The sequence below is a fragment of the Solitalea canadensis DSM 3403 genome, assembly GCF_000242635.2.
In the GTDB taxonomy this organism is placed as follows: Bacteria; Bacteroidota; Bacteroidia; order Sphingobacteriales; family Sphingobacteriaceae; genus Solitalea; species Solitalea canadensis.
Genome location: NC_017770.1, coordinates 3,205,607 through 3,226,683 on the forward strand (window position 1 = coordinate 3,205,607; position 21,077 = coordinate 3,226,683).

General features: G+C 37.5%; 14 protein-coding genes. 4 read left to right on the forward strand and 10 right to left on the reverse strand.

Annotated features, from left to right (window positions below; genetic code table 11):
- Nucleotides 1-5 precede the first annotated feature (5 nt).
- The 4 genes from SOLCA_RS13220 to SOLCA_RS13235 form a co-directional block, all read right to left on the reverse strand.
- The gene (locus SOLCA_RS13220; RefSeq protein ID WP_014680964.1) at nucleotides 6-1,337 is read right to left on the reverse strand and encodes an alpha amylase family protein; all 1,332 of its coding nucleotides are present in this window, start codon (nucleotides 1,335-1,337) and stop codon (nucleotides 6-8) included.
- Between the two features lie 103 nt (nucleotides 1,338-1,440).
- Nucleotides 1,441-3,261, reverse strand: coding sequence for a RagB/SusD family nutrient uptake outer membrane protein (locus SOLCA_RS13225; RefSeq protein ID WP_014680965.1), 1,821 nt, complete (start codon nucleotides 3,259-3,261; stop codon nucleotides 1,441-1,443).
- A gap of 24 nt (nucleotides 3,262-3,285) precedes the next feature.
- Nucleotides 3,286-6,366 (reverse strand): SusC/RagA family TonB-linked outer membrane protein, encoded by a 3,081-nt coding sequence (locus SOLCA_RS13230; protein WP_014680966.1) that lies wholly within the window; start codon nucleotides 6,364-6,366, stop codon nucleotides 3,286-3,288.
- A 27-nt stretch (nucleotides 6,367-6,393) separates the two neighbouring features.
- Complete coding sequence (locus SOLCA_RS13235; protein ID WP_014680967.1) at nucleotides 6,394-8,265, reverse strand: FAD-dependent oxidoreductase; 1,872 nt, start codon at nucleotides 8,263-8,265, stop codon at nucleotides 6,394-6,396.
- Between the two features lie 278 nt (nucleotides 8,266-8,543).
- Between SOLCA_RS13235 and SOLCA_RS13240 the strand changes: the two genes are divergently transcribed.
- On the forward strand, nucleotides 8,544-9,773 hold the full coding sequence (locus tag SOLCA_RS13240) for an ROK family protein (RefSeq protein ID WP_014680968.1): 1,230 nt from the start codon (nucleotides 8,544-8,546) through the stop codon (nucleotides 9,771-9,773).
- 29 nt (nucleotides 9,774-9,802) lie between these two features.
- Here SOLCA_RS13240 and SOLCA_RS13245 read toward each other — a convergent pair whose 3' ends face one another.
- From SOLCA_RS13245 to SOLCA_RS13255, 3 genes are read right to left on the reverse strand one after another with little or no spacing between them, the layout of a single operon-like run.
- Nucleotides 9,803-10,231: a hypothetical protein gene (locus SOLCA_RS13245; RefSeq protein ID WP_014680969.1), complete on the reverse strand. Its 429-nt coding sequence runs from the start codon at nucleotides 10,229-10,231 to the stop codon at nucleotides 9,803-9,805.
- An 11-nt stretch (nucleotides 10,232-10,242) separates the two neighbouring features.
- Nucleotides 10,243-11,277, reverse strand: a complete 1,035-nt coding sequence (locus tag SOLCA_RS13250; protein WP_014680970.1) for a hypothetical protein — start codon at nucleotides 11,275-11,277, stop codon at nucleotides 10,243-10,245.
- Nucleotides 11,274-12,080, reverse strand: a complete 807-nt coding sequence (locus SOLCA_RS13255) for a hypothetical protein (protein WP_014680971.1) — start codon at nucleotides 12,078-12,080, stop codon at nucleotides 11,274-11,276. Before SOLCA_RS13255 ends, SOLCA_RS13250 begins: the two co-directional genes overlap by 4 nt.
- Nucleotides 12,081-12,257: 177 nt before the next feature.
- Here SOLCA_RS13255 and SOLCA_RS13260 point away from each other — a divergent pair, with 177 nt between their 5' ends.
- Nucleotides 12,258-13,286 carry a LacI family DNA-binding transcriptional regulator gene (locus SOLCA_RS13260; protein WP_014680972.1) on the forward strand — a complete coding sequence of 343 codons (1,029 nt, stop codon included), beginning with the start codon at nucleotides 12,258-12,260 and terminating at the stop codon, nucleotides 13,284-13,286.
- A gap of 42 nt (nucleotides 13,287-13,328) precedes the next feature.
- Here the strand turns inward: SOLCA_RS13260 and SOLCA_RS23200 are convergent, their stop codons facing one another.
- The 3 genes from SOLCA_RS23200 to SOLCA_RS13270 all read right to left on the reverse strand — a co-directional run bounded on the left by SOLCA_RS23200 (nucleotide 13,329) and on the right by SOLCA_RS13270 (nucleotide 16,303).
- Nucleotides 13,329-13,502 carry a hypothetical protein gene (locus tag SOLCA_RS23200; RefSeq protein WP_157604571.1) on the reverse strand — a complete coding sequence of 58 codons (174 nt, stop codon included), beginning with the start codon at nucleotides 13,500-13,502 and terminating at the stop codon, nucleotides 13,329-13,331.
- Between the two features lie 9 nt (nucleotides 13,503-13,511).
- On the reverse strand, nucleotides 13,512-14,852 hold the full coding sequence (locus SOLCA_RS13265) for a DUF3472 domain-containing protein (protein ID WP_014680973.1): 1,341 nt from the start codon (nucleotides 14,850-14,852) through the stop codon (nucleotides 13,512-13,514).
- Between the two features lie 101 nt (nucleotides 14,853-14,953).
- A complete protein-coding gene (locus SOLCA_RS13270; protein ID WP_014680974.1) occupies nucleotides 14,954-16,303 on the reverse strand; it encodes a Gfo/Idh/MocA family protein in 1,350 nt (449 codons plus the stop codon).
- A 267-nt stretch (nucleotides 16,304-16,570) separates the two neighbouring features.
- On the opposite strand from SOLCA_RS13270, the gene SOLCA_RS13275 reads away from it, so the two are divergent.
- Together SOLCA_RS13275 and SOLCA_RS13280 are read left to right on the forward strand one after the other, a co-directional pair.
- Nucleotides 16,571-19,570 (forward strand): SusC/RagA family TonB-linked outer membrane protein, encoded by a 3,000-nt coding sequence (locus SOLCA_RS13275; protein WP_014680975.1) that lies wholly within the window; start codon nucleotides 16,571-16,573, stop codon nucleotides 19,568-19,570.
- A 19-nt stretch (nucleotides 19,571-19,589) separates the two neighbouring features.
- Complete coding sequence (locus SOLCA_RS13280; RefSeq protein WP_014680976.1) at nucleotides 19,590-21,047, forward strand: RagB/SusD family nutrient uptake outer membrane protein; 1,458 nt, start codon at nucleotides 19,590-19,592, stop codon at nucleotides 21,045-21,047.
- Nucleotides 21,048-21,077: the final 30 nt, after the last annotated feature.

Genomic DNA, 21,077 nt, shown 5'->3' on the forward strand with positions numbered 1-21,077 from the left:
TTCGATTAGTTTTTGAATCCTTCTTTCAACTCATTCCACCAATTGTTATTGATGATATGAACAATATCAAAGATCATTACACCATCCGATTTCTTCTGACACATTTTCATCGCTCTTACAAACTGCTCTGGATGTCCGTTATACTGATCTACATATAAACCACCATACATAGGCGCTTTACCGTTCATTAACTTAACAGCCAATTCATTAGAACCTTCAACTGTATAGAAATCAGCTGTTCCTTTATGCTGACCAGCTTCTGTACGTTCTTTATTATTTTTGTCGATATGCTTCGATTCTGATTTATCTACTTCATAGTAGTAACAACCGCTTGTATATAAATCCAAAGCTTCTGCATAACCGAATTTATTATACTCAGGCGTTGCCTGGTCAAAGTAGTCTTTAGCGTTGATTTCTTTACTTGCCCAGTTTACACCAACTTCATAATAGGTTGGATACCATGAACCAGTATAATCACCGTAAGAAATTTTTGGATTGATTGCTTTTAATTCTTTGCGAGCCTCCCAGATAAAATCAGAGATAACTTTAGCACGGAACTCAACCCATTTTTTAAACTCTACACCTTCTTTACGAACAGGTTTATCGCCTTCTTTTTCGTATTTATAGATGTCATCAGGGAAGTTAGCCACTTTATGGCCGGCATATTTCTCATAAGCCTCACGTGATTCATTTGAGAAATCAGCTTCAATACCATCGTAACGTACACGGTCCAAAATGATACCATCTAATTTAGGGTACATTCCAATCAATTCTTTCAAGATAGAAAGTTCATATTCCTGCACATCTCTGCGAACCGGGTTCAGCATTGATGAATATTTTTTCTTAATACTGGTGATTGGTTTCAATCCATCAGGAGTATTGTTTAAACTCGCCCAGCTACGTTTGGTGCTATCACTGTAAACAACTCCGCGATCGAAGAAATTATGACCTGCAACAAAAACGTTAGTTGAAGCATGTACAACAAGACCTAATTTGTGGCCTTCTTCAATACACACTGTTAAAAGGTCAAAGTTTTCAGTTTTCTTAAAACCATCCCAATCCTGCATTACAGGAGCAATTTTACTTGGGTATAATACTTCACCGGTAATTGGTTTAACATCAATAACAACATCAGTAACACCTGCATCTTTAGATTTTTTCAGGTAATAGATTACTGAATCTTTGTAAGAAAATCTCTTAAAGTTCGCAGTAGCGTCAAACCAAAGAATGTTTTTACGAGGAAACTTCTTATCTGCAGTAGCCTTACTACCTGAGCCATCACATGACGCAGCAGTTAACATGGCAAATGCACATAATGCAATTACAAGTTTGTTCATTGTCTAAATTGAAATAAGGGTTGGAAATAAGGAGGCTGCCATGAACAGCCCCCTTTTATTTAATTCTACAGCCATAAACTACAGATTGGTTTGGCAACTTATTTTAGTAACCGTTTTGAGTTAGGTTAGGATTCAGGTTACGCTCAGCTTGTGGAATTGGCCACAAATAGAACTTATTATCCCAGAAACGTGAACGGTCACGAACTCTTAATTTACTTCCGTATGCCGAGTAATCTGCTATGTCATTTAAATCATGACGAGCTGATTTTTTGAAACTAGGAACCATATCAGCAGTAGCATTATCATAACCACCACCAACTGGATTACCGCTTGCATCATACACAATTGCCCCATTATTACGTGTTACATCGGGATAGCCATAAGTAGGTGAATCGTTTTCGATATCACCAGTTTTCCATCTGCGCATATCAAATAAGTGCAAACCTTCACGCGCTAATTCCACTTTACGCTCACGACGAACTAATTGACGAGTTTTATCAGCATTACCAATTACTTCAGTTGCTACATCAGGCATTTTAACACGTCTTCTTACAGTATTAATCGCATCATACAAAGTACCATCTAATTCACCTAATTCAGTTTTAGCCTCAGCATAGGTTAACAATACTTCAGAGTAACGCATTAATACCCAGTTATAAGTAGCCTGGTGAATAACTTCATCATCCCAGTTATTGTATTTTTTCCAAAGGAATCCAACACCACTGTTAGCCATACTAGTCCATGCAGCGGCACTGTTGATATCAGCATTTGCTTTACTAGCCCAAGTGTTAGTAGTGTAATTATAGAAAGGAGTGTTGGCTCTGTAAATATCAGCAATGAACTTCACTCTGCTACCACCGTTACCAATTACTGTATCACCATGCGCCCAAACAGTTGCTTTTAATCGAGGATCACGATTTTCAAATGGCTTTTTAGGATTGTACAGTGGAGATTCATCAATACGTTTACCGTCTTTACACTCATAAGTATCAACCAATAATTGAGTTGGAAAACGACCTGACTGTCCATAATTTCTTGAACACTCTCCATAAGAAATATAGTGCATGTTTTTAGACCCTTGATCAGAGAACATTACTTCAAACATGTTTTCACTTCTACTGGCTGCAGAAGCTTGTCCAGCCCTGGTAAATAAAGCATCAAAGTTTGGATTTAGTGTTCTACCTCCATTATCTATTACACTTTTAGCAGCATCACGGGCAATTTTCAAATAATCTGATGATTTTTCACCTATATTTAAACTACCAGCCAAAAGTGCATAACGTGCTCTTAACCCTTGAGCAACGGCTCTGTCTACCCTACCCCATTCTGTAGATTTCCAGGCAAGATCAGAAGAAGCTGACTCAAGTTCACTTAAAATAAAGTCAATTACTTCCTTTTGAGGAGTACGGGAAACTTTCAGGTCATCATTACCTGCAGCTTTTTTAAACAATGGAACATCTCCATAAAGAGATACAAGATTTCCGTACATAAAAGCACGCAGGACTCTCACTTCAGCAACATACTGCTTAGCTTTTGCCGTTAAAGTTGAGGTATATGGCTCTGATCCATCTAAAACTGAATTGCATCTAGCAATTGCTTTATAACAATTTGACCAAACAGTCAAGACAGTACCATTATCAGGGTTTAACCCACCCCCAGCACCTAGTGATGAATTTTCTGTACGTTCAATACCCATAGGTGTGTAATGGTCAAAGAAAACGTACTGCGGAACTAATGTTCCAGATATTTGACAACCAACTAATTGATACGCTCCTGTTGTTCCCTGCTTAATAGCAGCTTCGCTTTTATAGAAGCCCTCTTCAGCACCAGCAGGATAATCTGTTATTGATTCGCGGTCAAGATAATTCTGACAAGAAGACATTAATAGTCCTACAGCAATTAATCCTGTTATATATCGTTTCATGATTTTCGATCTTAAAGTTTACAATTAAAATTTAGCATCTAATCCCAAAGTGATGGTTTTCATAATTGGATAGAATTCACCACCATAGTTTCCGCTAACGCTAATCTCTGGATCATAGCCTTTATAGAAATTACTTAGTGTGAATAAGTTCTGTCCACTCACATAGAATCTTAACTTACTAACTTTAACACGATTAGTTAATGCTGCAGGTAATGTATAGCCTACAACAATATTTTTTAAACGCATGTATGAACCGTCTTTGATCCATTTGCTAGAAGCCTGATAATTAGGAGTAGAAGCTTCATTAATCAATAATAATGGATATTCAGCATTCGGATTTTCAGGCGTCCAGGTATCCAACTGATTGGTATAAATTGTACCACCGGTAAAGAATGGTCTAACACCCATACCAGCGATATATGTATCTTTTTTGCCAACGCCTTGAACAAATACGGTTAAATCAAATCCTTTATATTCAGAAGTTAAATTTAATCCATATTCATAACGAGGGAACGGATTTCCTAAAATTACACGATCTCTTGAGTCAATAACGCCATCAGGTACACCATTTGGACCACTGATATCTCTATATTTTACAAAACCTGGTTTTACTACAGCTCTGTTGCCGTATACAGGGGAAGCATTAATTTCTTCCTGAGTTTGAAAATATCCTTCAGCAATGTATCCGTAGTAAGCACCATAGGGTTCGCCTTCCTTATGAATTGTTGATCCGAAATCGTAAACCTGACCATTTAAATTATCAATTTTGTTCTTAACATCAGATAAGCTCAAAGTAACACCATATTTAAATTCATTAATACGGTTGTTATGTCCTATCGCAATCTCCCAGCCTTTATTTTCCATTGAACCAAGGTTTTGCCAAGATGGATCTAAACCAACGTATATCGGAATCTTTAATTTTTGTAATGAGCGTTCTATTTTACGTACATAATAGTCACCTGTAAATGTTAGCTTCCCATTAAAGAAATCTGCATCTAATCCAATATCCAGCTGAGTCGAACGTTCCCATGAAATAATAGGATTTGATAATTCTGTTGGAGCAAAACCTGAACTTAATTGTTTGTCAAACCAATAACTATATTGAGGATCGGCTATTAGCAAAGAAGTGTATGGATAAAAAGATTCTACTCCATTAAATGTAAGATCTTGATTACCTAATTCTCCATAAGAAGCTCTAAGTTTAATGTTATCAACATATTTTTTAGTAAACTCCATAAAGGGCTCATCACTTACTCTCCATCCAACTGAAGCAGATGGGTAAAAACCCCACCTGTTATCACTACCAAATCTTGAGGAACCATCATAACGTGCATTTAACTCTAATAAATATCTTCCTTTATAATCGTAATTTGCACGACCATATAATGAAGCCATAGCCCATTCAGATTGACCTCCAGAGTTTGAAGCAGTGCTACCCTCTCCATTATTCAGGTCTTCGAAACCAGGGAAGTAATACTTAGACCTACCGGCAGTTGTATACTTAATTGTATTATCCTCAGCTTGTCCACCAGCCATAACTTTAATATTATGTTTATCAATAGCTGTGTTGTATGAAGCTTGAACTCTGTATAAATTTCTTACGATTCTGTTGAATGACTCTGAACCTATTGCATCGCCAGGATAGGTTGAACGGAATGTACCGTTTTCATACGTATCATAAGGAGCGATGAATGTTGAAGTATTCGCTGTGAAAACTCTTTTTGCAAAATTACCTTGTAATTCTAACCCTTTAACAGGATTTACAAACAAAGTTCCATTAAAGGTAACATCAGGAGAGTTTTTCTCTTTTGCACCAGATGCAGCAACTATAGCAGCGGGGTTGTCACCATTTTGTCCATACCCCCAGGTACCATCATTATTAACACCTGAAAATACAGGAACAAAATTTAATGCTTTATTAAAAATGGTTTTCGGAGAAGATAAACCAGGTTCAACAGAGTTACCTTGTTTAACATTTACGTCAAATGTACTCTTAACCCATTTGTTAAATTTAACATCTGTATTTAAGCGTAAGTTAAAACGTTCGTAACTGTTATTATTGATCAAACCTTTTTGCTTCATGTAATTACCACTTGCAAAGTAAGTGATGTTGTCACTTCCTCCGTTTATAGTAAGCGCGTAGTTCTGTAAAGGAACATTTTTCTGAACCACTAATGAACGCCAGTCAGTATCAAAACGAGTCATATTATCAGCTCCTTCATTAATGTACTGATCTATTAATGCCTGAGAATACTGAGGGTTTTCCTTGTTATTTACTTTAGCCTGGTTAACCGCTCTCATATAATCAACTGCAGAAACAGGAGTAGGTAACTCTGTAGGATTCTGAACTGAATAATAAGAGCTAAACCCAACATTTAATCCCTGTTTACCACGTTTGGTAGTGATTAACACCACACCATTTGCTGCACGCGATCCGTAGATTGAAGCCGATGCCGCATCCTTAAGAATAGAGATCGACTCTACTGTATTCATGTCCACATCATCCATGTTGCTTTCTACTCCATCCACTAAAATCAAAGGAAATGTTTTAGAGAACATAGAGCTTTGACCACGAATTCGGATATTACCACCGTCAGCACCTGGCTGGCCAGAACCTTGCTGTACGGTAACACCCGGAGCAATACCTTGTAATGCAGCTGTAGCACTAGTAACAGGTCTTGTTAAAAGCTCTTCACCTTTAATGGCTGTTAAAGCACCGGTAAGATTTTCTTTCTTTTGTTTACCATAACCTACAACAACTACTTCACCCAATTCTTTGGAATCAATTTCCATTGCGATGTTGTAGATATTACCTGAACCAAGTTTAACCTCGCGTGCTTTAAAACCGACAAAGGTAAAAAGCAATGTAGTTCCACTTTCAGGCAACCTGATTGAGTACTTACCATTAGCATCGGTAACTGTACTTGCACTTGATCCTTTTACAATTACTGTAACGCCTGGCAATGGCATGCCATCCTCTTTATCGGTAATTGTTCCGCTGATGATGCGTGTTTGTGCAGACACAAACTGAACTTGACAGATGAGCGAAAACAGTAGGAGCATTAATCCTACAAGTTTCCGTTTTCTTGTAAAAATTTGTTTCATATTTAATTTGTTGGAATGGATGATAACTTAATTTTTTATCGTTCCGTTGAAATCAACAGGGATTTCAAATGGATTTAAATAGTGATCGAGTAATACTGATATGTTTCTTCTGTTTAAGATTAATGAATTGGAAAATTGTTCTTTTAATGATAATGATGACCAATCGGCCTTGATTTTTTCTAAGGATATAGTTGGATTAACTACTTGTAAAATAGCCACTAATGATTCAGGAGTTAATGATTCACCTGATGCCTGCCAGTAGTTTTTATACTGTGAGTAGATTGGTCTTAAGCCCGAAACTAACTCGTACTGACTAACACTGTTTTCTGGGTAGAACCAAGTTTGGTTTGCCCATTTATAAGGAACGCCTACTCCTTTAATAATACCGGTTGCACCGATTTTCTGGATGGTAGCAAAATGAGGATCAGTTGGTTTTACATCAAAAAACGGCATCAAGTAAGCATTTGATGCTAAAAGTGCTTCTTGCACTTTTCTAATGTCGATATCTTTAGGCTGAACATTAGTTTTTGCAGCGGTAGCTGCTAATGCTCCCGCTGCCTGGCCGATTCCTAAAACAACTGGCTGTAAACGAGAAGCCCCATTAACAATATTACTTACACTAATGCTTTTTTCTGCAACGATTAATCCATCCACACCTTGTGGCACTAATGAACCTAATGGAATATTATAAGCCGGAACTTTAATCCGGATAAAGTCGATTGAAGGAGCATCTGGACGCTTTAAGTGGTGGTGATCAATTGGATAATCTCCAACGGCTACACCAGTGCGGTAATAAGCGTCTTTCTGATTATAAGGATCAGCCACATGATTTACGGTTAAAAATGCCATTCCTTTTACTCTGCGCGATTCACGGTGATAAGGAATCATTGGAAGTTTGTCGGCAGTTGGATATTCATCATCCGCAATCCCCAAATTTTTATACCCTAATTCGGTTTGCATATAATAAAGGAAACGGAGGGTATGTAATTTAGCTTCTTTTAAAGCCGCCTCCCGTTCTTCTCTACTTTTCTCGATAATGTTTAAATAAATATCATTACCATCTCTAGGCCAGTTGATCATGTATTTATTATTTGGCAGATGACCATACTGCAACATTTTAAAGCAGTTATTATTCGGATCCTCAAATGACGAAGGATCTGAAACATCGCAACAAATTGCAAACGCCGCTTTATCATAGCCTGCTGGTTTTTTAATGGTTTTATCGGCTCCTTTACCATAATCTTTCAGAGTAACTACATAGGTAATGTCCTGAATAATGTCATTTGCTTTTTCAGGTGCTAATTCTTCACCGGTATCAAAGCGACTATCCATACCTATGGAGTATTTTGCGCCCGCAGCTGCCATTATATCACCAAGTTCGGTTGCATCAATAACTATTTTAGCTTCAATGATCTTAACTTTTTTCCCCTCAGTAACCTTTACAGTCCACTGATTATTCTGATAGATGGTCGATTGAACAATTGTTTTGTACCAAACAGAAAGTTTGGATTCTTTAGCTACCATCTCTTTAAAAATCTTGTTAGCTACAGATGGCTCAAAAAGTGTGTTACTTACCCAGCCTGTTTCTACAGCCTTCGGACCACCATAGTAGTTATACAATTTTTGACGGAACTCTCCCCATAAGCCAGAAGGCATATTATGATTACCATCAATTGCGGTTACACCTGCGGAAGTAAGCATACCTCCTAACCATTCGGTTTCTTCAACTATTAACGTTGAAGACCCCATACGTGCCGACTGGAGTCCGGCCATTGTACCACTTGCTCCTCCTCCAATTATTAAAACATCGGTCTTAACTGACTGTGCATTTGCAAATAATTGAGAAGCGACTAATGTAGTGCTGAGTATTATCCTTACCAGAGATAGCTTAATGTTCATTTTCAATACATAAATATGACACCACTAATTAAAAATTATTTTTATTAAAATAAAAATCTTTTTAATATTATTTTAAAAGTAAGAAATAGAAAATAAAATTATTGACTAACTGTGAAAACAGTTTGCCTGTAAAAGACACTATTGGTAGAATATTTAAGTGATGCTTAAGAAAGTGAGAGGAAAGACTCCGTAAATCTTTTTAATTTTTTTAAAAAATACAACTATCTTCGTCTTTTAAAACAAAAACTTTACATACTCAGGGTACTATAATAATAACGATGATTGCTGCAAACACCTTTTTTGAAGAACTTCACAATGAAAACATTTCAGGGGTAGCATATAAAAACCTTGATCTGAAGAAAAAAACCATAGCACATTTTGCGACTATTGGTAATGCTACCATTGCTGATCTATGCAAAGAACTAAATTCAAGTGCTCCCAAAGTCACTACCTTAATTAATGAACTGATAAAAGATAACCTCGTTCAGGATTATGGTAAAATTGACTCCACCGGAGGTCGCCGCCCTAATCTTTATGGGTTAGCTCCGGAAGCGGGTTTCTTTTTAGGTGTCGAAGTTCGCAAATATCATATTAATATTGGCCTGATTGATATTAAAAAGAACCTTGTAAAGTTATCAGAAAAAATTCCATACAGGCTAAATAATTCGCAAGAATCTTTGGATGAGCTCTGCAACGTTATTCAGCATTTTATAAATGAACTGCCTATTTCAAAGGATAAGATTCTTGGAATGGGAATTAACCTTTCAGGAAGGATCAATTTTGCGACTGGTTATAGTTATAGCTATTTCTATTTTAATGAAGAACCTTTAAACAAAGTAATAGAGGCTCGCATTGGCATTAAAACCCTTCTTGAGAACGACTCACGTGCTATGGCTTATGGCGAGTTTTGTTCAGGAGCGGTGAATGAAGAAAAGAATGTATTATTCATTAACCTGGATTACGGTATTGGTATGGGCGTTTTGATCAACGGTCAGCTTTATTATGGTAAATCTGGTTATTCGGGTGAATTTGGTCACATTCCTTTTTTCAACAATGAAATTATTTGCCATTGCGGTAAAAAAGGATGCCTTGAAACTGAAACTTCAGGAGAAGCGTTGGTTCGCATGTTTCAGAAAAAATTGCAAGAAGGTTCTTCCAGTATTGCCACTGTAACCAAAGCTCCCGAAGAAATTCAGCTGGAGGATATTCTGCAGGCAGCCATTAATGATGACGTTTTATCTATTGAACTTTTAGCTGAAATAGGTGAAAAAATTGGCCGTGGTATAGCTTTATTGATCAATATTTTTAACCCTGAACTGGTAATCATCGGTGGTAGTATTTCTTCAACCGGCAATTATATCCAATTACCAATCAGAAGTGCTTTGAATAAGTATTCGTTAAGCCTTGTAAATAATGATACGCAGTTAAAACTTTCGAAACTGGGATCAAAAGCCGGTATTATGGGCGCATCTCTCCTTGCAAGAAATAAAATATTGTCTTTGAATTAAAACTTATTAATTTTTATTAAAAAGATAGTTTAAATTCCCTGAGTAACTTCAATTTCTCCACCACGACTATTTTTTAAGGTCATGGTAATTGGCTTTTTATCTTTATTGATCTGTCCGGTAAAGGTGGTATTTTTCCTTCTATCATCTGATCCAACAGCATCATCGCTGGTAAAGGTAATAGCTGTATTTTTATAAGTTCCGTTGTACTGATAAAACTGAGAATTGCCATCAGCGTCGTCCCAATTTTCATTAACCGTAATGTTTCCTTCATTTACACCATCCTTCTCAGGAAGAAAAAAGAAGGTTCCCCCTTCCCCTTTGGTGGTGTTCCAATTTCTATCAAAATCGGTAATATAGGTCAGATCCGGAATAACATCCGATCCCGACGAGCAGGCTATCATCAGCAATAAGCCAACAATCCCTGCACTTTTTCTTACAAGATTAGTGTTCCTTTTCATGGCATCTTGTTTTAATTTTTAATTAACAAGCTCTGACTTTTTAATGAGGTCATGAGCGATTGATACTCTCTTTCCAGATAAGCAATCTTATCTGTCATTTCTTCATAATTATAATCCTCCTTCCAATTCTTAAGCTTATCAGCTGCATCTTCATGTTCTTTCTTAAGCATTAATCTGTTTAGCTGTGTTTTTATCGCAGTAAATCGTTTCCAATAATTTTCATGCACATCATGCAATGCAATTGCGGTAATCCGATCATAATTCTTAGCTAATTCCTCACTTTTCCAATACACTTTAATATCTCCCGATAGCGTATGATGTACTCTGTTAAGTTCACCATAAGCATTTCCACAAATCGTTAATGCAGTATTAATACTTATCCGGGCTTCGTTTATATTTTGGATAGCTAAAGGAATGTTCTTACTCAACGACTCTAAGAGATTATAAAAAGAATTAATGTACACTCCTAAAGTGGTATCGATACTTGGAAATACTTCTTCTCTCCCTTTTAGCATATCTGAGGCACTTTTAAGTTCTTTATCATTAAGGGAATACATGTTTTGGAGGTTAACCGCTATTGAATCCAGTCGTGCTTGCAAGTATTCGTTTTGATTAGTTGCAGAAGAAGAAGCCGCATTTAAAACTCTTTTCATCTCCTCCATATTCTTCTTCACACCTATCAAGCCTTCCACAATCTTTTTATCCTGGTTGGGTTCAATTATGATATCAACAATGTTTTCAGTATACTTTGGAGTGATCACCGTACCATTTCTTGGATATACTATTTTATAGGTTGAAGCATTTACCAAGGCCACTTTAAAAGTGGGTGCATTTTCTTTTATTACTGCATAAAATAATCCGTTTGCATCGGCAGGTGAGTCTGAGGCAATGGCATCGATACTAAACTGAAGCGTTTTAAACTGCTTCGCAATTTCTGCAGAAGATGAAATAAACTGGCATTTCACTCGTATTGTTTTTGACTGGCTACTTACCTCCGCAGGCATAAACAATAACAGGCAAAAAACTATTTGATACAAGCGTTTCATTTTACATACATATCAATTGAACTCAGTGGCGATAACCGAAAATGCTTCTGATAAATATTACTATCTGCATAGAAAATCTTTACCAATACCTCATCACCATCGTCAAAGGGAATAGTATGACTAAATAATCCATTGGATTTGACCGAATACAAGCTGTCGTTACCATCAAAATATACACGTACATTTTCCATTGACTTCCCTTTAGGTAATTGTACCTGACCATGTACTTTTAGTCCTTTTGGTATCTTTTTAAGCTGAATAGCTATGGGTTTATCACCGGTGACATCAACTAAAGAATCACCGGAAAACGTATATCCAACTACTCGTGGCCGAATAATCGCCTTGTTCAGGTCATCTGGTATTTGAGCTATAATCACTTGTCCTTTTTCAGAAATACCCTCTTTATAAACCTGTTCGCCAATCAATACATCCAACTGGCCACCGGATAGCAGGTTATTATTTTCATCAAACACATTAATTACTAATCGCTTCTCATTCCTAGAGAAATGGTTTCCCAGAAACATCATGATGATAAAAACTACAATCGGACCAGCAATTGATAATTTCCCTCCATAAACATTGCCGGTATATTTTGCATAGGATCGCATAGCACCCGACAAAAATGCGGTTACTATTAATGAGAGAATAACCAGAAGGATAAAATATTCTTTTGAATTAAAAGAAGTAGATTTATTGTAAAGGATGAATAGTATTAAGAAAACCATAAACACTACAAATCCACCCAATGTAATGTAAACCCATTGTAAAGACTTGTTTTGCTGGGATCTACTGGTGTTTTTCATTTCAGTAGTTATAAATTTACTAAAAATCCAAGCTAAAAACCACTTAATAGACTACAAATAAGATATTTACATGAAAGTCGATTTATAAAATTAATTCATTGTATATAATCCTTTTAGAAAAGAAATGTTAATTTACCGTTATTATTACCCTTAACTATTCTGATTCTGTCCTGATAGATGCAACGCGAAAAACTGCCAACAATAAAAGAGATTGCTAAACGATTAAAAGTTTCCACTTCAACCGTTTCAAGAGCTTTACATAATCATCCGAGTATTGGGTACACGACAACGATGCGGGTACACAAGATTGCACAGGAAATTGGTTATGAACCTAACAAAACTGCTATTTTATTTAAGCAACGTAAGACATTTACGATTGGAGTGTTGCTTCCAAATCTTTCGGAAGATTTTTTTTCAGCAGCAATAAGCGGAATTGAGGATTTTGCTGCAACAAAAAATTACAATGTGCTTCTTGGACAATCATTAGACGATCCTGAGCGCGAAAAACGTATTCTGGAAACGATGAAAACTCACCGGGTTGACGGCATGATAGTTTCTATCTCCAAAAACACCGATAATTATGAGCATTTTGAACAGTTGAAGAAATACCATATTCCAATCGTGTTTTTTGATCGTATTCCTGAGAAAGAAGCTATCAATTATGTTGCGTGTAATCTTGAATCGGGGATGTTGCAGGCACTTAATTTATTAATAGAGCAAGGTCATACCAGAATTGGTTTGATAACCGGACCTGAACAACTTATTGCCAGTGCTCAACGCCGCGAAATTTATATAAAAGGCTTGCAAGAGAAGAACATTCAACTGGATGAAAAATTGATTGTTTCATCGGGTTTATCCAAAGAAGAAAATCACAAAGCAACGAAGAAGCTTCTTTCAGCAAAAAAACGTCCGACCGCTATTATTACTTTTAACGACTACGTAGCATTAGATGCCATTGCCGAAGCAAAGAAACTCGGACTGACAATCAATAAAGATGTTTGTTTTGTGAGTTTCGCCAATTTACCGATTTGGGAATACATGGATAGTCGTCCGATCGCTTCCATTGAACAATTCCCTTATAAACAGGGCGAAAAAGCAACTGAAATTTTGTTTTCTGTTTTAGAAGGAGATGATTCTATGGATGAAGAGACTGAAACTCCCGAAAATCAGGTAATTTTTGATTCAGAGATGCGATTACATTTTTAAATAATTCAATCCTATATAGCTATTCAAATCCGTTGACTGAAGTCAACGGCAATGAAGCCCTATCAATTCGATAAATATTCCATAAGAAATGACTTCATTACCATCTGCTTTAGCTGACGGAACAGGGTGCAAGGCAATGAAGCTCTTATCAATTCGAAAATGGAATCTTCCATAAGGAAATGACATCATTGCCGTCTGCTTTAGCTTACGAGGCAAATAAATGCTTTATGGTAGCTTGCTAAAATCTATTTCCGGTTTTACTTTTTGGGGGACACGGTCAAACGCTTCATTCAATTTTACAAAATCACTAAAGAAGCCGCCATTACGTAAAAAGAAAGCATTTTTTGATGTGGCTAATCCTCCGGCATAGTCTTGTCTAAACCCTTTTCTTGCTGTAAGATCACCCGTAAACTTTGCATTGGTTAATTCATTCCAATTTCCTTTTGTATCACAAACCCATTGATTACCATAGTGAGCCATTCGGTCAACATTCCCCATTTCCGGATCAAAATTCTCCAGGAATGAGTGCAACCTTGTTAAATAAGTGTGAGTTTGCGGACGTTTAAAACTGGCGATTAATAACCATTTTCCTTTTTTAGGATCAAAGAAATAAGAGGTGTAAACCGTATGAGATGGATCTACAGGAGTAGCATGTGTTAAAAAGCGATAAGTTTGTCCGGCCTCCCAGTTATACACCAGATAACTTTGTCCACCCGAACCCTCATTACCAAACTCACCCGTTTTAACATTCGCGCCTTTCTTTAACAGTACAATTTTCATGCTATCAGGAATTGCCGTCGGATCATCGGTATGAAAAGGACTCCATACAGAAAAAAGTATCCTACGTTCCGTTGGTGAATTTACCTGTATGCCAAAATAGCCTTCCTTAAAGCCATTTGCCATAAAATAAGAGCCAATAGGGTCTTTACCTTTCGGAATCGTAATTTCATTATAAAACCATTCAATTTGCTGGCTTATCTTTTCCGGAACTTCATAATTAAGATGTACTGACGGCCCCCTGCGTCCCCAGTAAAAATAATTATCCTTATTATCCTGTGTATAAACAGCCCCTGATTCAACAGGCATTCCGCTGATTGCTATGGAAGATACATCAGCAAAGCATTTTCCTGTTTTGGAAATGCCCTGCAAACGAATGGCAAAGTAACCGGCTTTTTTAAGAACAAATGTGCCTACTTTCCGCATATCGTATGAAGAATTCTTTGCTTCCAGTATCGTTGAGGTGCCGGCAACCTCTACTTTTATTTTACTGCTACCTTTAAGTACTTTTAAATTTAACGCAACAGTTATTTCCCCAGCCTTTGGTGCAAAAACATAGGTACTTACAATACTTTCCTTCGATTGCCAATTTGAAAGCCCATTTTCATCTATCTGCGCTTTATTACCTGTTAAATTATTGGTAATCCAACTATTGCCACCGATTGGAACTGTAATGGCAGGAATAGTTTCTTTGGGGTAAAAGCTTTTTACCGCTCTACCTGGAGCCGCAAAGGTTAAAACCGGCAATAATAGAATTCCGGCAATCAAGGTTATTTTTTGTAAATACATTTGATTTAAGATTGAGAGAAGTGAATGGAAAACCTATATCTCCGGCTCTTTAGAGAGCCGGATCACATAGTCTGTTAACCAATTTATGGGGGGATTACTGATTAGAAACCGCTATCGTCTAACGCAAATGTATTTTTCTTAGTTTTCCATTTGCCGCGGGTAAAGTCAGGAAACTCTTGCGGAGTATTTCCTTCAAGGATTGATTTTTCAGACAGCGGTGTAATTACACTCATTGTTACTGAATCATAAACATCAATCGGGGTTTGTTTTTTCTGTTTTACAGCTTGGATAAATGCATTAAACACAAACCAATCCATACCACCATGTCCGGCACCTTCGGCTTCTGTTGAGTATTTCTTCCAAAGTGGATGATCGTATTTATCGAACCATTGCTGAGCAGGGTCCCAACCGTGAGCCTTGGACTCATGTTCAATATGAACTGATTTATTTACATCCATCCAAATTCCTTTCGTTCCCTGTACACGGAATCCAATTGAGTATGGACGAGGTAAGTGTGTATCATGGCTGATTAACACTGTTTCTCCATTTGCACAATTTAACATGGTGGTAACTACATCACCGTTTTTATAATTGATCTTCGAGTTTTTATGTCCCGGAGCTTGCTCTTCAACATAAGCAGCCAAACCTTTTGCTTTTGACGAGAAAGAAACAAGGTTAGTAAAACGGTTTCCACGGTTAATATCAATGTATTGCATCATCGGGCCTACTCCATGCGTTGGATAAAGATCTCCCTGACGATCCACGTTGTATTGCGTACGCCATTGAGCTTCACTCATTGAATTGGCCTGACCAAACTCTACACCGCCGCCATAAGGTTGTTTTCCATTATTGAATAACACCTGGCGAAGATCATGCTGATAACCACCTTCCAAGTGTACGATCTCTCCGAATAAACCTTGGCGAACCATGTTCAATGCTGCCAACACATCTCGGCGATAACAAACATTTTCAAGTGTCATATACGGAATGCCTGTTTTTTCTGAGGTATCAACTATATCCCAGTGATCTTGAACGGTTAAACCGGCAATAACCTCACAACCCACATATTTACCGGCAAGCATTGTATCGATTGCCTGATCGCGGTGAAACTCCCATGGAGTTGAAATGATTACTGCATCAATATCTTTTCTGGCGATCAGCTTTTTATAAGCATCTAATCCGCCTGTATATTCAACAGGAAGTTTCTTTCCTGCTTTTTTAAATAATTCACGACATCCGCTCAAAGCCCACTCCTGTAAATCACAAACTGCCACAATTTCAACATCATTACGAAGCAAACCCTCCTGGATATGATTTTGGCCTCTTAAACCAACACCAATATAACCCAGCCTTACTTTGTCATTATCCTTTCCGAAAAGCATCCCCGACGGAAGGATCGTTAGACCTGCGGCTGCAAGCGCAGTATTTTTTATAAAGTCTCTACGAAGCATATAATAAAAAAGTTTAGAGTGATAAGCCTCATTCCGAGGGCTCACAAACAAACATATAAAATTGTAAAGCGAAAAAAATTACGCAAACGTTTGTGTAAAAAAATAAAAAATTACGCAAACGTTTGCCTTGCTCCCACCCCCTTGCAGGTTTAATACAAATATGCATCTTGCTTAACAATCAGGACATTTTGGTTTTTATAACAGCACGAAATTGAAACCATAAGTCCTTAATAATGAAGAAGAAAAAAACAACCAACTATCAATATCATGAACAAATTATTGCTTAAACTAATTTGCCTTTGCCTCCTACTCTGCAGCTATGTTGCAAGCGGGCAAACTGTGCAATTGAAGGGAACTGTATCAGATGCAGCAGGTCCTCTTCCAGGAGTAACTGTTTCGGTAAAAAACTCGACAACAGGAGCTCAAACAGATAATAATGGAAAGTTTACGCTTTCTGTTCCGTCCAACGCAACATTAGTTTTTAAACTAATTGGCTATACAGAACAGGAAGTTGCCTTAAATGGTCGTTCTGAGTTAAAGATAACACTTAAGGAAGACTCTAAGCAACTCGAAGAAGTTGTAGTAATGGGTTATACAAGTACTCAATCCGGAAAGGTATCAGGATCGGTAGCGGTGGTAAAAGCAGAGGAACTTCGTGATGTAACCACTAGTGATGTAGATAAAATGTTGCAAGGTAAAGTGAGTGGTGTATTTGTAGGAAATGGCAGCGGCCAGCCGGGTGAAAAACCTACCATCCGTATTCGTGGTAATGGTACCGTAACTGCAGGAGCAGACCCATTATACGTAGTAGATGGTATTATTGGTGGTATTCCTAATCCTAATGATGTAGAATCAGTTACCGTACTGAAAGATGCAGCAGCCACAACATTGTACGGAGCCAGAGCTTCAAACGGTGTGGTTGTTATTACTACTAAAAGAGGTAAAGCTGGTAAAACCAACTTTGATTTCAGAATTAACGGTGGTTTTGCACAACTGAATAATGGAAAGTTTGAATTGATGAACTCAACGCAACTGTATGACACGTATGCAAAAGCTTTAGCTGCAGCGTATACAGGCAATCCATCTGGTTTAAATGCTTACATTGAAAATCTATTACCATCGTCGCGCAAAAACGTAAATACCGACTGGCAAGATGTTGCCTTCAGAAACGGTATTAATACTAACTATGAGCTTGGCATTAATGGAGGTAGTGAAAAAACTCGTTTCTACCTTGGTGGTAATTATTATAAAGAAGAAGGTATTGTAGTAGGTTCAGGGATTGATCGTTATAGTTTCCGCTTAAACATGGATCATAACATCAATGATAAATTTAAACTATCAGGAAATATTGCGAGCACATTTCAAAACAAAGAAAATAGCAGTCCTGATGCCGCACTTTATCAATCTTACACCAATTTACCTTGGGACAGAGCTTTTGACGACAATGGAGTTCCAATAGACCCTAATACTGCCCCTGAATGGTTTGGTCGCGATTTTTCAAATTTTGCGTTTGAACGTCAATACAATTACAACAAGAGTAGAGACCTTAATTTTGAAGGTGTAATTAAAGGTGAGTACTTCTTTACCAACTGGTTATCGTTTTCAACATCGAACCGTGCGGAGTTAGGTAATGGGTTCAATGAAAATTACAATGATATCCGCTCTACTTCAGGAAGTTACACCAATGGCTACTTATATAATTATAACAGTGATTACCGTACTTATTTAACGTCGAACTTGTTAAAGTTTAACCGTACGTTCAACAATCACCAGATCGACGCTTTATTGGGACAAGAGTATCAATATAATACCGATCAGTACAGTGATGTAACTATGAATGGTTTACTGCCAACGCTTGATGTATTAAGCACAGGAGCGCAAGTGGTAAACTCAACCGGATTAAAAAACACTAGCAAATTCTTATCATTCTTCTTACAAGGAAACTATAACTACAAAGGAAAATACTTCTTCACCTCGTCATTCAGAAGAGATGGTTCTTCTCGTTTCGGAAGTAACAACCCTTATGCTAACTTCTACGCATTTGGAGGTTCATGGATCGCATCGGAAGAAGATTTCATGAAAGATATTTCATTTATCAACTTATTAAAAGTTCGTACCAGCTATGGTACTACCGGTAACGCTGAAATCAGACAATATGTTAACGGGTCTTATTCGTTGAATAATTATGGAGGAATTGGATATTACAAGGTGGATGCATCTTACAATGACATGACTGCAGCCTACCCTTTCCAATTGGAAAACAAAGATCTTACCTGGGAAAAAACAGCGTCGTTCGACTTTGGTATTGACCTAGGTGTATTAAACAATCGCATCAGCTTTACGGCCGATTATTACAACAAAAACACCAGCGATTTATTATTTAATGTTTTACAACCATCAAATGTGGGAATTGGTTCAAAAACGTTAAACGTTGGCAGTGTTAGAAACACGGGTATCGAATTTGGTTTAGTAACCAGAAACTTTACCCGTGATTTTAAATGGGATACAGAGTTTAACATCTCATTCAATAAAAACAAGATCACCGAATTATATAACGACCTTCCTTTTGCGTCAAACCAGGCTATTGGTAACCAACGTTTAATTGTTGGTCAGGATATGCATACCTGGTATATGCGCAAATGGGCTGGTGTAGATCCTGCAAATGGCGATCCTCTATGGGAAGTTGTAACCACCGACCCTCAGACTGGCAAACAAACCGTTACCACCACTAATACATACAGTAAAGCAACCTTACAAACTGTTGGTACTTCAACTCCTGATTTCTTCGGAGGTTTACGCAATACCTTCTCCTACAAAGGCTTGGAACTAAATGCGTTCATCAATTTTGTATACGGTAATGATATCTATAATGGAAACCGTGCATTATTTGATAGCGATGGTGCTTACAACACTTATAACATGATGCAACTGCAAGATGGCTGGAATCGTTGGGAAAAACCAGGCGATATTGCTACGCATCCAAAATTGGTTAACGGAGGTAATAAAAATGCGCAACGACCTTCTTCTCGTTTCATTGAGGATGGCAGTTATTTACGTTTACGTAACGTAACACTCTCTTACGCACTTAAAGAATCAATATCTAAACGTATCGGCGTTCGTTCTGCTAAATTTTCTATTGGTGCTGATAACTTATATACATGGACCAAGTTTTCAGGAATTGATCCGGAGGTTGACGACAACGGTTCTGTTGGATTCAAATATCCATATTCAAGAAAATTCATTTTGGGCGTACAACTAGGTTTTTAACCATCTAAGAATTAAGACAATGAAAAAAATATATTTACATCTGTTCAGCCTTAGCGTCCTGTTAATGGGAACTACTGCTTGTTCATTAAATGAGTTACCAACCGATGGCTTGCAAGATAATCAGGTAACTTCAACCGTACAGGGACTCACAGCTGCAACTGCCGGTAATTACTCGTTTGCGTTAAAACAGCAGTTCATCCGTAATCTTTATTATATGAATGAACTTCCGGGAGATAATGTAAGTTTAAGTGGAACTACTACTGATGCCTTATTTTATTCTTATACATATGGCCATTTACCTAACCAGCTTAACTCGTATGAGATATGGCAAGAGTGTTACCGCATAATAGCGGGAGCCAATAGACTGATCCCTAAGATTGACGAAAATGCATCGGAAGAGTTTAGTCAATTAAAAGGCGAAAACATATTTCTACGGGCATGGGCTCACTTAATTTTAGTTGATCTTTTTGCAAAACCTTACACCTTACAAGGCGTAAACCCTGGTACTGAATTAGGTATTCCGGTAGTTTTGAGCTATAATCCTGATGAGAAGCCTGCACGTAATACATTGCAGGAAACCTACAATGCAATTGTTGCTGATCTCCTTAAATCAGCCGATTTAATGGGAAGTGATAAGAGTAGTGTTTACGCATCAAAAGAAGTTGCCTGGGCTTTATTATCGCGTGTGTACTTATACATGGGGCAAAATGATAAAGCAATCGAATACGCTGACAAAGTCATCAATTCAGATCGTTATGAACTGGACAATGCTGATAACTATAAAAAGTACTTCACCATTCAACCTGAAAACAACCCTGAGACCATTTTTGCCATTAAGTTTGCTCAGAAAAATGATTTAGGGTACGGAAGTATTGGCTCTATGTATAATGCTGATGGTGGATATGGAGAGCTGTACGCTTCAGTGCAATACATGAAGCTTTTAAACAAGCATCCGGAGGATTTACGTCACTCTTTCGTAGCTGTTCAATATAAAGCGGGTACTACAGATACTTTGAAAAGGAATGGCGATCCGAAAATTTTTGTTTTCAAATTTTCTAACCAGGGAGCAACCAGTTCTATGTCTTCGCCAGCTATTATCCGTTTAGCAGAAGTGTATTTGAACCGTGCAGAAGCTAATGCTAAATTAGGTAAGAATACTGAAGCTTTGGCAGATGTTAACACTATTCGTTCTCGCGCTGCGATTCCGGCGAGTGCATTATATACCACCGGCGATTTAAAAGGTCAGCCAAGTGTACTAGATGCCGTTTTAGAAGAACGTCAGCTTGAGCTTTCATTTGAAGGATTCCGCCCACGCGATTTGTTCAGAAACAACCGCACATTGGTTCGTGAATATCCTGGATTCCACCCATTAACAGACGGAACAAAACAAATAATTCAACCAACCAATCCACGAATTATTCACCTAATACCAGAACAGGAGATTATTCTAAATCCTAATTTAAAACCTAACTTATAGGGAGATTTAGAGTTTAAGGATTAAGGTTCT